The organism is Streptomyces sp. NPDC050161 (genome assembly GCF_044460025.1).
Taxonomy (GTDB): Bacteria; Actinomycetota; Actinomycetes; order Streptomycetales; family Streptomycetaceae; genus Streptomyces.
The window spans coordinates 238027-252090 of record NZ_JBITJM010000009.1 but is presented as its reverse complement, the minus strand read 5'-3'; the positions used below and the strand labels follow the sequence as shown (position 1 = coordinate 252090).

Genomic DNA, 14064 nt, shown 5'->3' with positions numbered 1-14064 from the left:
TCCCGTCAGCCGTGATCGGCCGCCGCCATGGCCCGCTTCTGGATGCGCAGGAGCTTGTCCGTGTCGGGGAGGGGCAGTTGTTCCCGTGCCCGGCTGTGGAAGACCAGGGTGACGGCGATGTTGCCCTGCGCGCTGACGAGGCTGCGGGTGTGGCCGTCGTCGGATTCGGCCGCGAAGCCGTCGGCGCCGAGGCCGGGTGGCGCGCTGACGTGCCCGGCGCGGGAGGCGTCCGACTTCGCCGCGCTGACGTGCCGGCGGGCGTGCCGGTCGCCGCTGCCGGCCGCGTTGGTCTCGTACCGGGTGTATTCGAGGGAGACGTTTCCCGTGTTGCCGAACAGCACCACGGAGTACTGCCAACGGCAGAGGCTGTTCTGGTCGTTCTTCGTATCGGTGCCCTTGTCGGGCGAGACGACGGGGTACGTGAGGGACAGGCTCGCCGCCGCGTCGTGATCGAGCTGGGAGCAGGCCCGCGGCACCGTCGCCACGTCGGGTCCGCCTCTCGTCCAGGGCCGGTCGATGCCGACGAACAGCGTCAGCCCGACGAGGACGACGGCGCCGACACCGCGTAACGGGAGCCACATCGTGCCGTGGTGGACGGGTGCCGGGGAGCCGCGTCGCAGCGACCAGTGGCGCAGCGTCGCGACGTGCTGGTCGAAGCCGGGCGGCCCGAACGGCCAGTGGCTGCGGGGCGCGGCCAGGACCAGGCGGCGCACCACCGCGGTGTCGGCGCGGCGCAGGGCGACGGTCGTGGCGAACAGGGTCTTGCGGGTTTCGATGGCGAGGACCGAAGGCCAGGGAATCCGGGTCCGGTGCCAGCCGCGGACGTGAACGGCGTCCGCCGCCAGGACGGTCCGTCCGAACAGGCGGACCGCCATCCCGGCGAGCGAGGCCACCAGGAGGCAGGCGCTGACGAAGGCCACGCCGGTGAGGGGCGCGCGCCAGCCGCTCCACCCCCACCACAGGCCCACGGCGCCGACGGCGGCGGGCGGTACGGCGGTGAGTGCCTGCCGGCGCGCGGGGAGCAGGCACAGCGGGTCGGGGTCAGGGGCCGGTTCGGGGCGCTCGGCCGGGCCGGGTCCTGCGGTGTCGAGGTGCCGCCTGGCGATCACCATGCGGCCCCGTGCGCCGTAGATCCATCGGCAGGGGGTCTGCTGCCCTGAGTGGGTGGCGTGGACCGCGTCGAAGACGTACTGGTACAGCTCGTCGAGGGTGATCTCGCCGTCGTTGTCGAGGTCGGCGGCGCCGGTGCGCAGTCCCCTGATCAGTTCGCCGGTGAAGACGGATGGGTGTGGTTCCTCGTCTGCCAACTGCCCGCTTTCGAAGGCGTATTCGCGTGCGGTGGTGGCGGTGATGAGGGTCAGCCCGCTGCCGCCGAAGAACTCCTGGACGTGCATCCGGCTCTCGCTCTTGGGGACCATGCGTTCGGCGAACGCTCCGCTGTAGCAGCAGTCGAGGATCAGCACGATGCGCTGGGAGCGGCAGGCGCTGAGCCAGTCCTTGAGCACGCCGGCGGACAGGGCCGTGTGCGGCAGCGCGTCCAGCGAGGTGTCGGCGCCCGCCAGGTACAGTTCGTCGCCTTCCTTGATGCCGTGTCCCGAGTAGTAGAGCAGCAGGACGTCGTCGCGTTTCCTGCCGCTCAGGAACTGTTCGACGCCGTCCCGCAGCGCCGCGTGCGACGGGTTGTCCACGCTGCTCGTCCCGAAGGCCCCGATGTCCGGGTCGGCCAGGACCTGGGAGAGTTCGGTGACGTCCTGTGCCGGGGATCTGAGGCGGTCCAGGCGGGTGTCGTGGAAGGTGTGGTTCCCCAGCAGGAGGGCGAAGCGCGCCAAGGCGCTAGTCCGTGGTGCGGCGCTGGAGGAAGGACTCGGCCAGCTCCGCGGTGCGTTCCGGCGACATGCCGTTGATCTCCATGCTGTCGTCGCCGAGCCGGACGACCACGGAGCGGTTGTCCGCGCGGTGCACCCATACCCGTAGGGCGTCCACCAGCACCCGCAGTCCCCGGTGGGCGCCCAGCACCGTGACGGCCATCGCGCCCAGTTCGAGTGCCGTGCCCTTCGAGCCGGACGGCGCGCCGGGCGACCGGAGTTCACGGGCGCCGACCTCCGGGAGGGTGTCGAGCAGCCGGCGCAGGGACAGCGTCGCGTCGTCCAGTTCGTCCGGGTCGTCGGTGTCCGTGAGTCCCACCCGAACCAGCAGTTCGAGTCCCCCGTCGGGCATGTCCTTCTCCTCGCACTCGGTGTCCGCAATCGCTGCCGCCGCGGCGCCGCGTCGTGCACCGCGGTGTTCCGCCCTGCCGCGGCGGCTCCCGGCAAACATAGGCGCCGGGTGCACGCGCGGGCAGCGGAACCGGGAAGGCCGGTCGCCGGACGCAGGTGTGGGCGGCGGGGCGCGCGGGGAGGCCGCCGTCCGCCCGCTACCGCGGCAGCAGCACCCCGCGCCGTCCCAGCAGGAACTTCTTGAACGCGGCCACCGGGGGTGTGTCCTGGTGGCCGTCCAGCCAGGCCACGCCGATTTCGCGGACCGCGCGGGGTGCGGTCACCGTCAGTTCGGCGACGCCGGGTCTGGGGACCGCGGGCGGTGGCAGCAGGGCCACGCCGAGGCCGGCCGCGACCAGGCCGCGCAGGGTCTCCGCCTCCTCCCCCTCGAACGCGACGCGCGGGGTGAACCCGGCCTCGGCGCACAGCGCGTCGGTGATCCGGCGCAGCCCGTAGCCCGGTTCGAGGGTGACGAACAGTTCGCCGGACGCCTCGGCCAGCCGGATCCGCTTGCGCCGGGCGAGCGGGTGGTCGTCGGGGACGACCAGGCGCAGCTTCTGTTCGTCGAGGCGGCGGGCGACGAGGTCGGGGTAGTCGGGCACCGGTGAGGTCAGGCACAGGTCGAGGTCGCCGGCCCGCAGCCGTTCGATCATCGCCTCGCCGTAGTTCTGGACGAGTTGGAAGCGGACCCGGGGGTGGTCGGCGCGGAAGGTGCGGATCAGGCCGGGGACGGTTTCGGAGCCGAGGGTGTGCAGGAAGCCGAAGGCGACCTTGCCCGCTGTGGGGTCGGCGTCGGCGCGTACGGATTCGGTGGCGCGTTCCAGGTCGGCGAGCGCCTTTTCGGTCCAGGCGCGGAAGGCGCGGCCCGCCGGGGTGAGCGAGAGGGTGCGGCCGTGCCGGGCGAAGAGGGCGACGCCGAGGTCGTCCTCCAGGCGGACGAGGGCGCGGCTGAGGGTGGGCTGCGGCATGCCGAGTTCGTGCGCGGCGCGGGTGACGTGTTCGTGCCGGGCGACGGCGGTGAACTGGGCCAGCCGGGGCGCGAGGGTCAACGCCCAGGAGTCGGCCCCGACTTCCGCGGTCTCGGCGATCTCCGCCGTCCGCTGAGCCCCACGGCCCCCTCTCGTACCGTCCTTTCCCACCCGCCGGTTCCTTCCCAGGATGTCTTTTCTCTTGCCGTCTTGTGACACAGACCCGCGTGAACTGCGATCATGCGTCACAGCATCGATTATGGCGTTTCCATGCATTGGACGCATAAAACCTGTGTGTCTACCTTCGAACCATGCCTCCCGCTGATACCGGGGCGTCCGCCATCCTTCCCGCGGTCGCCTCTTCCCCGTCATCCGCCGACACCGCCGCCGACCCCGACGCGGCGAAACTGCACCCCGGCGGCCCCGGCTACCGCCGGATGAGCTTCGCCCTCTTCGCCGCGGGTCTGGCCACCTTCGCGCTCCTCTATTCGACGCAGGCGCTGCTGCCCGCCATCTCGGACGGTCTGCACGTACCGGCGGACCAGGCGAGCTGGACGGTCTCGGGCGCCACCTTCGGCCTGGCGATCGCGGTGATCCCGCTCAGCGCGCTCTCCGAACGCTTCGGCCGCCGCACGATGATGACCGCCTCGCTCTCGGTCGCCGCGCTGATCGCCATGGCGGTGCCGTTCGCGCCGTCGCTCGGCTGGCTGATCGCGCTGCGCGTCGTCCAGGGCGTGGCACTCGCCGGTCTCCCGGCTTCGGCGATGGCCTTCCTCGCGGAGGAGGTGCGTCCCAAGGCGCTGGTCGCCGCCATCGGCCTGTTCGTGGCGGGCAACAGCATCGGCGGCATGTCGGGGCGGATCGTGTCCGGCTGGGTCGCCCAGGCGTGGGGCTGGCGGGTGGGCCTCGGCTCGGTGGGTCTGATGGCCGTGGTGTGCGCGGTCGCGTTCCAGCTCCTGGTCCCCAAGGCCCGGCATTTCGCGTCCCGTTCGGTCGGCCCGCGGGCGCTCGCCCGTACCCTCGGCGGTCACCTCGCCGATCCGCTGCTGCGCCGCCTGTACGGCATCGGCGCGCTGTTCATGACGGTGTTCGGCGCGGTCTACACCGTCATCGGCTACCGCCTGGTCGCCGAACCTTTCAGCCTCCCGCAGGGCATCGTCGGTTCGATCTTCCTGGTCTACCTCGTCGGCACGGTCTCATCGGCCGCGGCAGGCAAGCTCGTCGGCCGTCTCGGCCGCCGCGGCGCCCTCTACCTCGCGCTGGGCACCACGTCCGCCGGTCTGCTGCTCACCCTCGCCGACTCGGTCGCCGCCGTGCTGGCCGGGCTGATCCTGATCACCGCGGGCTTCTTCGCCGGCCACGCGGTCGCGTCGGCCGCGGTCAGCCGCACGGCCAAGACGGCCCGCGCCCAGGCGTCGGCGCTGTACCAGTGCGCGTACTACATCGGCAGCAGCATCGGCGGCGCGCTCGGCGCCTTCGCCTTCCACGCGGCCGGCTGGGAGGGCACCATCGCCCTCGGCCTGGCCGCCATGGTCGGCGCCGCCGCGATCACGCTGTACGCCACCCGCAAGGCCCTGGCCGAACAGCGGCTGCTGCGGCTGGAGCGGGCGGCGTAGCGCCCCCGGCGCCCCGGAACGCGGAGGGCCCGCCCCACCACCTGTCCTGGTGGGGCGGGCCCTTCGTCGTGTCAGCGGACGGGGAAGATGCCCGTGTCCAGGGCGAGTTCGAAGGGTGCAGGAAGCGTCAGCCCGTCGCCGAACTTCACCGCCTGCAACACCCGGTAGACGTCGCCGGCCGGCTCGCCGTAGAGCGTGATCGTCGGACCGCCGGGGGCCCATCGGTCGACGAGCAGGTAGAGCGGGACGCCGGCACGGGCGTACCCCGCGGCCTTCGCGATCCGGTCGTGGCTCGCGTTGGACTTCGAGGTGACCTCGACGATCAGTTCGGCGGCGGCTGCGGGTACGTAGTAGCCGGTCTCCCCGCAGACGACGCCATCCGGAACCACGGCGAGATCCGGGATGTAGAGCCCCTTGCGTGAGGGAATCGAAGCCCCGAGCGTCTGATAGACGCCCCAGTCCTCGGGGAGTACGGAGTACAGGCGGCGCTGGACCTTTTCGGCGATGAAGTTGTGGATGTTGTCGGGCGGCGGCGACACGGTGACGATCCCCTCGATGATCTCCACCCTGCAGCCCTCGGGCGCGTCCGTCTGTTCCCAGATGCGGACGGCGTCGTCCCACTCGTGTCCGTTGTCCGACGTGTGGTCGACGGTGAGTGCGCTCATGGCGGTCTCCTCTATCGGTACGTCACCGATCCCAGCATGCCCAACCGCCCCCGACCCCGTCCACAGCTCCCCTTCACCCATACGGGAAAACCCCAGGTCAGCCGATACGTTCCAGCACCACGGGCGGGGCGGCGAAGGCCGTGTCGGCGGGGCCGACGAGGACCTGGCCTTCCAGGGCCTCCAGGGCGTAGGGGAACTTCTCGGGGGTGTCGGTGTGCAGGGTCAGCAGCGGCGCTCCCGCGGTGACCGGGTCGCCCGGCTTGGCGTGGAGTTCGACACCTGCGCCCGCCTGGACGGGGTCCTCCTTGCGGGCGCGTCCTGCGCCCAGGCGCCAGGCGGCGAGGCCGACGGCGTAGGCGTCGAGGGTGGTGAGGATGCCGGACGAGGAGGCGGTGACGACGTGCTGTTCGCGGGCGACCGGGAGTGCGGCGTCGGGGTCGCCGCCCTGGGCGCTGATCATGCGGCGCCAGTGGTCCATGGCGGAGCCGTCGGCGAGCGCCCTGGCCGGGTCGGCGTCGGTCAGTCCTGCGGCGTCGAGCATCTCGCGGGCGAGGGCGAGGGTGAGGTCGATGACGTCCTGGGGGCCGCCGCCCGCCAGGACCTCGACGGACTCGCGGACTTCGAGCGCGTTGCCCGCGGTCCGGCCGAGCGGGGTGGCCATGCCGGTGAGCAGGGCGACCGTGGGTACGCCGTGGTCGGCACCCAACTCGACCATGGTGGAGGCGAGTTCGCGGGCGTCGTCGAGGTGCTTCATGAAGGCGCCGGAGCCGACCTTGACGTCGAGGACGAGCGATCCGGTGCCCTCGGCGATCTTCTTGGACATGATGGAGGAGGCGATGAGCGGGATGGCCTCGACGGTGCCCGTCACGTCGCGGAGCGCGTAGAGCTTCTTGTCGGCGGGGGCCAGGCCGTCGCCTGCGGCACAGATGACGGAGCCGACGTCGTGGAGTACGGCCAGCATCTCGTCGTTGGAAAGACCGGCGCGCCAGCCGGGGATGGACTCCAGCTTGTCGAGGGTGCCGCCGGTGTGGCCGAGGCCGCGGCCGGAGAGCTGGGGCACGGCGGCACCGCAGGCGGCGACGAGCGGGGCGAGCGGGAGGGTGATCTTGTCGCCGACGCCGCCGGTGGAGTGCTTGTCGGTGGTGGGGCGGGACAGTGCGGAGAAGTCCATCCGCTCACCGGAGTTGATCATCGCGGCGGTCCAGTGGGCGATCTCCGTGCGGTTCATGCCGTTGAGGAAGATCGCCATCGCCAGGGACGACATCTGCTCGTGGGCGACCTCGCCGCGGGTGTAGGCGTCGATCACCCAGTCGATCTGATCGGCGGTCAGCTCACCGCGGTCGCGCTTGGCGCGGATGACGGAGATGACGTCCATGGGGGCTTCCTTTCGGGCGGTTGGTCAAGTTCTACCCGCATAGACCGCGGGGTGCGAGGGCGGCGGCGCACCGGGCGGCAATCCGGTGCGCCGCCGTCTTCCCGGCGTCAGGCGCGCAGGTGTCCGGGGCCGAAGGCGTCCGGCAGCAGCTCGGCCAGTGTGCGGATGCCGGCCGCCGTGTCGACGAGCAGCGGCCCGCCGCCGTGTTCGTACAGCAGCTGGCGGCAGCGACCGCACGGGACCAGCGGCTCGCCCGCGCCGTCGACGCAGGTGAAGGCCGTCAGCCGGCCGCCGCCCGAGGCGAACAGGGCGGAGATCAGGCCGCATTCGGCGCACAGCGCGAGGCCGTACGAGGCGTTCTCGACGTTGCAGCCGGTGACCGTGCGGCCGTCGTCGACGAGCGCGGCGGCGCCCACGGGGTAGCCGGAATACGGGGCGTAGGCCCGGGACATGGCGTCCCGGGCCTGCGCGCGCAGTGCGGTCCAGTCGACCTGCACCTGTGGGGTCATGTGCCTTGTCCTCGGCGATAGGGCTTGCCGCCGGCCTTCGGCGGGCGGAGCCGCTGGGAGAAGAGGGCGAGCACGAGCAGGGTGGCGATGTAGGGGCTGGCCTCGACGAGTTCGAGCGGCACGGTGTCGGCGACGAAGTACCAGGCGACCAGCGCGACGGCGATGACGGCGGCGAGAGCTGCCTGGCCGCGCTTGGCGGCGCGCAGCCGCAGCAGGGCGAGGACGGCGAGCAGCGCGGCGAGGCCGAGCAGCAGGGCGTGCACGGTGGGGCCGCCGCTGCGCAGCTGCATGGCGTCCATGAAGCCGAAGAGTCCGGCGCCCATCGCGACGCCGCCGGGGCGCCAGTTGCCGAAGATCATCGTGGCCAGGCCGATGTAGCCGCGACCGCCGGTCTGGCCGTCCTGGTAGAAGTGCACGCCGATGGAGAGGAAGGCGCCGCCGAGTCCGGCGAGCGCGCCGGAGACCAGGACCGCCGCGTACTTGTACCGGTAGACGTTGACACCCAGCGTCTCGGCGGACAGCGGGGCCTCGCCGCAGGACCGCAGCCGCAGGCCGAACGGCGACCGCCACAGCAGGTAGAAGCTGCCGACGAACAGGCCGATGGTCGCGACCGTCAGCCAGGAGACGTTGGTGACGGCGGCGCCGAGGATGCCGGCGAGGTCGGAGACGGCGAACCAGTGGTGCGCCTCGATGGAGTTGAGCCAGTCGGAGAGGCCGGGGACGGTGAAGGTCGGCATGTCAGGCATCGGCGGGGACTGCTTGTCGTTGCCGCCCGCGGCCTGGGCGGCGCTGTCCTCCCTGCCGAACCACAGGGTGGCGAGGTACTGGGTGGCGCCGAGGGCGAGGATGTTGATGGCGACGCCGGAGACGATGTGGTCGACGCCGAAGGTGACGGTGGCGACCGCGTGGATCAGGCCGCCGAGCGCGCCGCCGATGACGCCGGCCAGCGCCGCGGCCCACGGCCCGTGCTGCCAGCCGATCCAGCCGGCCGCGAACGAGCCGAGCATCATCATGCCTTCGAGGCCGATGTTGACCACGCCGGCCCGCTCGGACCACAGGCCGCCGAGGCCCGCCAGGCCGATCGGCACGGCGGCGCTCAGCGCGGCGCCGAACTGGCCGGTGGAGGTGAGGTCGGCCGTGCCGGTGACGGCCCGCAGCGCGGAGACCGCGAGCAGGCCGACGGCGATGATCAGCAGGACCCAGGGGTAGGTCAGCCGGCGCCGGCCGCCCGTCGCGGTGGCCGCGGGCTGCGCCGCGGGCTTGAGGTCCGCACTCACGCCGACACCTCCGGCTTGTCGTTGTTGTCGGCACCCGCGGTACGGGCCGCGGCTGCCAGTTCCTCGCCGACCTTGCGCTGCTGGAGCCGCAGTCCGTAGCGGCGCACGATCTCGTACGCGATGACCACGCACAGCACGATGACGCCCTGGATGACGCCGACGATTTCCTGGGCGTAGCCCTCGAACTCCAGGCGGGAGCCGGTGCGGTCGAGGAAGGCCCACAGCAGGGCGCCGAAGGCCATGCCGACGGGGTGGTTGCGGCCGAGGAGGGCGATGGCGATGCCGGTGAAGCCGATGCCGGCGGGGAAGTCGGTGCCGTACTGGAAGGACTCGCCGAGCAGGGTGGGCATGCCGACCAGTCCTGCCGCCGCGCCGGACAGCAGCATGCTGATGACGACCATCCCCTTGACGCTGACGCCGCTGGCCTCGGCTGCGGGTTCGGATGCGCCGACGGTCCGCAGGTCGAAACCGAAGCGGGTGCGGGAGAGCAGGAACCAGTAGAGGGCGCCCGCCGCCACCGCGATCACCACGAAGCCGTAGACCGGCTTGGGGTGGGTGGGGAAGGAGAAGAAGTGGCTGGATTCCGGCAGGAATTTGGTGTGCAGGAGGTTGCCGTCCTTGACGGCGAGGCGGCCGTCCTGGAGGAAGTAGCCGATGACCGACGCGGCGATGGAGTTCAGCATGATCGTGGTGATCACTTCGCTGACACCGCGGGTGGTCTTGAGCAGGCCAGCGATACCTGACCAGATGGCGCCCACCAGCATCGCGATGACGATGAGCAGGATGATCTGGAGCGCGCCCGGCAGTGCGATGGCGCCGCCGACGGCCGCGGCGGCGAAGGCGGCGAGGCGGTACTGGCCGTCGACGCCGATGTTGAAGAGGTTCATCCGGAAGCCGATGGCGACCGCGAGCGCCGAAAGGTAGTACGGCACCGACTTGTTGATGATCCAGACCTGGCTGTCGCTGTAGTGGCCGTAATCGGCCATGATCCCGTAGGCCCGGAACGGGTTCTCGCCGGACGCCAGGAAGACCAGCGAGCTGATCACCACAGCGGCGACGATGGCCAGCAGCGGCGCGGCGACCGCGAGGATCACCTTGTCGCGGGTGGCGCTCCTGGCGGCGTCCCCGGCGGGGAGCTTGGTCGTGGTGCTCATGCCTGGTCACCGCCGGTCGCGTCGGTGCCGTCGGACGCGGGGTGGCCGGTGCCGGTGTCCCCGTCCGCTGTGAGGTGGCCGCTGGCGGCACCGGTCATGGCGGAGCCCAACTCCTCCGGGGTGATGACGGCGGGATCGGCGTCCGCGACCAGCCGGCCGCGGTACATCACCCGCAGGGTGTCGGACAGGCCGATCAGCTCGTCGAGGTCGGCGGAGATCAGCAGCACCGCCAGGCCCTCGCGGCGTGCCTCGCGGATCTGTTCCCAGATCTGCGCCTGCGCGCCGACGTCCACGCCGCGGGTGGGGTGGGCGGCGATCAGCAGCTTGGGGTGGTGGCTCATCTCGCGGCCGACGATCAGCTTCTGCTGGTTGCCGCCGGACAGCGAGGCGGCGGTGACCTCGATGCCGGGGGTGCGCACGTCGTACGCGTCGACGATGCGGGCGGTGTCCTTGCGGGCGCCGGGGATGTCGAGGAGCTTGCCCTTGCTGTTGGGGCGTTCGGTGACGTGCCCGAGGATGCGGTTCTCCCACAGCGGGGCTTCCAGCAGCAGGCCGTGGCGGTGCCGGTCCTCGGGGATGTAGCCGATGCCGCCCTCGCGGCGCCTGCGGGTGGTGGTGCGGGAGATGTCGGTGCCGTCGAGGGTGACGGTGCCGTGGTCGGGTGCCCTGGTGCCCATGATGGCCTCGACCAGTTCGGCCTGGCCGTTGCCCTCCACGCCCGCGACGCCCAGCACTTCGCCCTGGTGGATGGTGAGTCCGACGCCGTCCAGGACCGTGCGGACCACGCCGTCGGAGTCGGTGGCCGTCAGGTGCAGCCCGTCGACCTCCAGCATCGGCTGGTCGGTGACGGTCGACTCGCGGGTCTCGGGGGACGGCAGTTCGCTGCCGACCATCAGCTCGGCGAGCTGCTTGGGGGTGGTGGCGGACGGTTCGACGGACGCGACGGTCGTGCCGCGCCTGATGACGGTGATGTCGTCGGCGACCGACAGCACCTCGCCGAGCTTGTGGGAGATGAAGATGACGGTCAGGCCCTCGGACTTCAGCTCGCGCAGGTTGTCGAAGAGCGCGTCGACCTCCTGCGGGACGAGGACCGCGGTCGGTTCGTCGAGGATGAGGGTGCGGGCGCCGCGGTAGAGGACCTTGAGGATCTCCACGCGCTGCCGGTCGGCGACCCCGAGGTCTTCGACGAGCACGTCGGGACGGATGTTCAGCCCGTACGCGTCGGAGATCTCCCGTATCTTCGCGCGGGCGCCGCCGGAGATGCCGTGCAGTTTCTCGGCGCCCAGGACGGTGTTCTCCAGGACGGTGAGGTTGTCGGCGAGCATGAAGTGCTGGTGCACCATGCCGATGCCGCGGGCGATGGCGTCGCCCGGTGTGTGCAGGGTGACGTCGTGGCCGTCCAGCGTGATGGTGCCCTCGTCCGGCTTCTGCATGCCGTAGAGGATCTTCATCAGGGTGGACTTGCCCGCGCCGTTCTCGCCGCACAGGGCGTGGACGGTGCCGCGGCGCACGGTGAGGTGGATGTCGTGGTTGGCGACGACGCCGGGGAACCGCTTGGTGATGCCGCGGAGTTCAACGGCGGGGGCGTCCGGGCTCGCCGGACTGCTGCTCGTGGGTGCTGCGTTGATGGCGCACTCCCCTCGGGGATGAAGGAGCGGAAGGGGCGGGTGTGATGCGGAAGGCCGGACGGGGACGCGGGCCCGGCCTCGGGGGCCGCCGCCGTGCCGCCCGTTTCCCGGGCTAGATGACTTCGGGCTCACTCATCTAGGGCGTCTCCTTGACCTTCACCTTGCCCTCGACGATCTGCTTCCTGGCCGCGTCGATCTGCGGCTGGATGTCCTTGATGAAGCCGCCCGACGTGGCGAGTGTGACGCCGTTCCTGCGCACGTCGTAGCTGTGCACTCCGGTGAGCGGCTTGCCGTGTTCGACGCTCTTGATCAGGTCGTAGACCGCGACGTCGACGTTCTTGACCACGGAGGTGAGGATGCAGTTCCGGTACTTCGCCAGGCCCGCCTGGCGGTACTGGTCGGAGTCCACGCCGATCGCCCAGGCGCCCTTGCGCTTGCTGATCGCCTCGATGGATCCGGCGCCCGACTGCCCGGCCGCGGAGTAGATCACGTCGATCCCGCTGTCGAGCATGCCGGACGCCTTGGCCTTCGCGGCGGCCGGGTCGTTGAAGCCCTTGTCGTTGTTCGGGTACAGGTACTGCGAGGTGATCTTGGCCTTCGGGTCCGTGGCCCGCACCCCCTGCTCGAAGCCGGCCTGGAACTTCTGGATCAGCGCGTTGTTGACGCCGCCGATGAAGCCGACCCGGTGCGTCTTGCTCTTCAACGCGGCGGCGACACCGGCCAGATAGGAGCCCTCGTGCTCGGCGAAGACCATCGCGTCGACGTTCTTGCCCGTCGGCACCGCGTCGACCACGCCGAACGTGGTGGCGGGGAAGTCCTTGGCGACGTTCTGCACGGACTGGCTGTAGGCGAAGCCGACACCTATGACCGGGTTGTAGCCGGCCTCGGCGAAGGACGTCAGCCGCTGCTCGCGGTCGGCCTCGGTCTCGCCGTTCTTGGCCGTCAGCATCTTGACCTTGACGCCGAGCGCCTTCCTGGCGTTCTCCGTACCACGCGCAGCCGCCTCGTTGAACGAGTGGTCGTCCCGGCCTCCGATGTCGAAGGCGAGCCCGACACCGGCGTGCTTGGCGCGGTTGGCCTCGGCGAAACTCTGTCCGCACGCGGTGGCGGTGAGCGCGAGAACCGCGGTGGCACTGGCCGCGGCGGCAATCCTGGTGACCCGGCGCACGGGGCCTTCCCTTCGCTCCCGGCACCTTCGGTGGCGCCGGCTTAGCGGGAGATTAACGCGCGTAGACATGGCGCAAAACCCTCCACGACGCGGCCGTTATCGATTCGTCGTGAAGGGGCGGCGCGGGCGCACGCGCCCGGCACGCGCGATGGGGCGGGGCTTGCGCCACCGCCCCATCGGGGTCGTCAGGTCACACCGGGCGGGAAGGGCCGCCGGGTCACCCGGTCACTCCTCCTCGTTCTCCGCCGTGTCCAGTTCGCCGTGGTTGCCCTGGTCGCCGCGGGTCAGCGGGGACAGCAGCGTGTGCGTGAGGTGCGTCCCCCCGCCGTCGAGGTCACTGCCGGTGACTCCGCCGCCCAGCTGGAGGTTGAAGGCCCGGTCGATCTCCAGCCAGGAATCCGCGTGGGAGTTGTCGATCACGATCAGGGAGCTGGGGACCGCGGCCTCGGCGGTCAGCGCCCCGGCGCCGAGCAGGTCCCCGGCCACGGCGACGGCGACGGTGGTCCCGCCCACCAGACGCTTCAGGTGCCGGGGCCGCGGGCGGGCGTGCCGCGGCCCGGCTCCGTCCGTCATGCCAGGACGGTCTGTCGCTGCGGGTGCTGCCGCCCGATGTTCCTGGCCAGCAGGTCCGTCGCCTCCTTGACGCCGATGTCGCCGCCGTCCGCCCCGGCGGCCGGCAGCCTGCCGTCGGCGAACTTCAGCTCCGCCATGGCCGTCTCCATCGCGCGGTGCGCGGCGAACAGGCAGGGGGTGCTGTAAATGGCCACGTCGACACCCAGCTCGGTCAGCTCGGTCAGCGAGAGGCGCGGGGACTTCCCGCCGGCGATCTGGTTGAACAGCAGCGGCTTGTCGCCGACGACCTTGCGGATGCGGCGGATCCAGTCGACGCTGCGCACGCCGTCGACGAGCACCACGTCCGCCTCGGTCTCGGCCAGCGCCGCCGCCCGGCGCAGGATGTCGGCCTCCTCGGTGGCGTCGGTACGCGCCACGACCAGCAGGTCGCTGCGGCTGGCCAGTACGAGGTCGAGCTTCTCCAGGTACTCGTCGAGCGGCAGCACCATCTTGCCGTCGGCGTGCCCGCATCGGCGGGGGCGCTTCTGGTCCTCCAGGATGACGCCGGTCGCCCCGATCCGCTCCAGGCGCCGCACGACGTGGCAGGCGACCTCGGGGTCGACGTAGCCGTCGTCGATGTCGACCAGCAGGTGGTGGCGGGGGAAGGCGCCGCGCAGGCGTTCCACGAAGGCCACCATGTCGGGCCAGGCGATGAATCCGATGTCGGGGAGTCCGTAGTACGACGCGGCGAAGCCGAAGCCGGACACGAAGAATCCGTTGTAGTGGGCGGCGGCGACGGATGCCGAGTACATGTCGTAGACGCCGATGAGGGGCGTCGTCCCCTCGGACGCGATCTCGTTACGCAGTGCTTGTCCATAACGCATGGTGTTGCTCCTC

13 protein-coding genes are annotated in these 14064 nt (G+C 71.3%); 1 reads left to right on the top strand and 12 read right to left on the bottom strand.

Annotated elements, in window-relative coordinates:
• Positions 1–5 precede the first annotated feature (5 nt).
• The 3 genes from ACIBK8_RS18000 to ACIBK8_RS17990 all read right to left on the bottom strand — a co-directional run bounded on the left by ACIBK8_RS18000 (position 6) and on the right by ACIBK8_RS17990 (position 3472).
• Entirely contained in the window at positions 6–1829 is a 1824-nt protein-coding gene (locus ACIBK8_RS18000) for a caspase domain-containing protein (RefSeq protein WP_399042808.1), read from the bottom strand.
• Positions 1830–1833: 4 nt separating this feature from the next.
• Complete coding sequence (locus ACIBK8_RS17995; protein ID WP_399042807.1) at positions 1834–2217, bottom strand: hypothetical protein; 384 nt, start codon at positions 2215–2217, stop codon at positions 1834–1836.
• A 196-nt stretch (positions 2218–2413) separates the two neighbouring features.
• On the bottom strand, positions 2414–3472 hold the full coding sequence (locus ACIBK8_RS17990) for a LysR substrate-binding domain-containing protein (protein ID WP_399042806.1): 1059 nt from the start codon (positions 3470–3472) through the stop codon (positions 2414–2416).
• 62 nt (positions 3473–3534) lie between these two features.
• Here ACIBK8_RS17990 and ACIBK8_RS17985 point away from each other — a divergent pair, with 62 nt between their 5' ends.
• Positions 3535–4839, top strand: coding sequence for an MFS transporter (locus tag ACIBK8_RS17985; protein WP_399042805.1), 1305 nt, complete (start codon positions 3535–3537; stop codon positions 4837–4839).
• Positions 4840–4910: 71 nt separating this feature from the next.
• Here the strand turns inward: ACIBK8_RS17985 and ACIBK8_RS17980 are convergent, their stop codons facing one another.
• The 9 genes from ACIBK8_RS17980 to ACIBK8_RS17940 form a co-directional block, all read right to left on the bottom strand.
• Positions 4911–5504: a Uma2 family endonuclease gene (locus ACIBK8_RS17980; protein ID WP_399042804.1), complete on the bottom strand. Its 594-nt coding sequence runs from the start codon at positions 5502–5504 to the stop codon at positions 4911–4913.
• Positions 5505–5601: 97 nt separating this feature from the next.
• Positions 5602–6879 carry a thymidine phosphorylase gene (locus tag ACIBK8_RS17975; RefSeq protein WP_399042803.1) on the bottom strand — a complete coding sequence of 426 codons (1278 nt, stop codon included), beginning with the start codon at positions 6877–6879 and terminating at the stop codon, positions 5602–5604.
• Positions 6880–6986: 107 nt separating this feature from the next.
• Positions 6987–7388, bottom strand: coding sequence for a cytidine deaminase (locus ACIBK8_RS17970; protein ID WP_399042802.1), 402 nt, complete (start codon positions 7386–7388; stop codon positions 6987–6989).
• Positions 7385–8665, bottom strand: a complete 1281-nt coding sequence (locus ACIBK8_RS17965; RefSeq protein WP_399042800.1) for an ABC transporter permease — start codon at positions 8663–8665, stop codon at positions 7385–7387. The genes ACIBK8_RS17970 and ACIBK8_RS17965 overlap by 4 nt, the downstream gene beginning before the upstream one ends.
• Positions 8662–9819 carry an ABC transporter permease gene (locus ACIBK8_RS17960; RefSeq protein WP_399042799.1) on the bottom strand — a complete coding sequence of 386 codons (1158 nt, stop codon included), beginning with the start codon at positions 9817–9819 and terminating at the stop codon, positions 8662–8664. Before ACIBK8_RS17960 ends, ACIBK8_RS17965 begins: the two co-directional genes overlap by 4 nt.
• Positions 9816–11447, bottom strand: coding sequence for an ABC transporter ATP-binding protein (locus ACIBK8_RS17955; protein WP_399042839.1), 1632 nt, complete (start codon positions 11445–11447; stop codon positions 9816–9818). The genes ACIBK8_RS17960 and ACIBK8_RS17955 overlap by 4 nt, the downstream gene beginning before the upstream one ends.
• A 136-nt stretch (positions 11448–11583) precedes the next feature.
• Complete coding sequence (locus ACIBK8_RS17950) at positions 11584–12615, bottom strand: BMP family protein (RefSeq protein ID WP_399042798.1); 1032 nt, start codon at positions 12613–12615, stop codon at positions 11584–11586.
• Positions 12616–12840: 225 nt separating this feature from the next.
• Entirely contained in the window at positions 12841–13188 is a 348-nt protein-coding gene (locus ACIBK8_RS17945) for a hypothetical protein (RefSeq protein ID WP_399042797.1), read from the bottom strand.
• Entirely contained in the window at positions 13185–14051 is an 867-nt protein-coding gene (locus ACIBK8_RS17940) for an oxaloacetate decarboxylase (RefSeq protein WP_399042795.1), read from the bottom strand. The genes ACIBK8_RS17945 and ACIBK8_RS17940 overlap by 4 nt, the downstream gene beginning before the upstream one ends.
• Positions 14052–14064 lie beyond the last annotated feature (13 nt).

Coding starts and splice junctions, on each gene's coding strand:
- ACIBK8_RS17970 (WP_399042802.1), bottom strand. CDS start 7,388: ATGACCCCACAGGTGCAGGTCGACTGGACCGCACTGCGCGCGCAGGCC.
- ACIBK8_RS17940 (WP_399042795.1), bottom strand. CDS start 14,051: ATGCGTTATGGACAAGCACTGCGTAACGAGATCGCGTCCGAGGGGACG.
- ACIBK8_RS17975 (WP_399042803.1), bottom strand. CDS start 6,879: ATGGACGTCATCTCCGTCATCCGCGCCAAGCGCGACCGCGGTGAGCTG.
- ACIBK8_RS17985 (WP_399042805.1), top strand. CDS start 3,535: ATGCCTCCCGCTGATACCGGGGCGTCCGCCATCCTTCCCGCGGTCGCC.
- ACIBK8_RS17945 (WP_399042797.1), bottom strand. CDS start 13,188: ATGACGGACGGAGCCGGGCCGCGGCACGCCCGCCCGCGGCCCCGGCAC.
- ACIBK8_RS17995 (WP_399042807.1), bottom strand. CDS start 2,217: ATGCCCGACGGGGGACTCGAACTGCTGGTTCGGGTGGGACTCACGGAC.
- ACIBK8_RS17980 (WP_399042804.1), bottom strand. CDS start 5,504: ATGAGCGCACTCACCGTCGACCACACGTCGGACAACGGACACGAGTGG.
- ACIBK8_RS17960 (WP_399042799.1), bottom strand. CDS start 9,819: ATGAGCACCACGACCAAGCTCCCCGCCGGGGACGCCGCCAGGAGCGCC.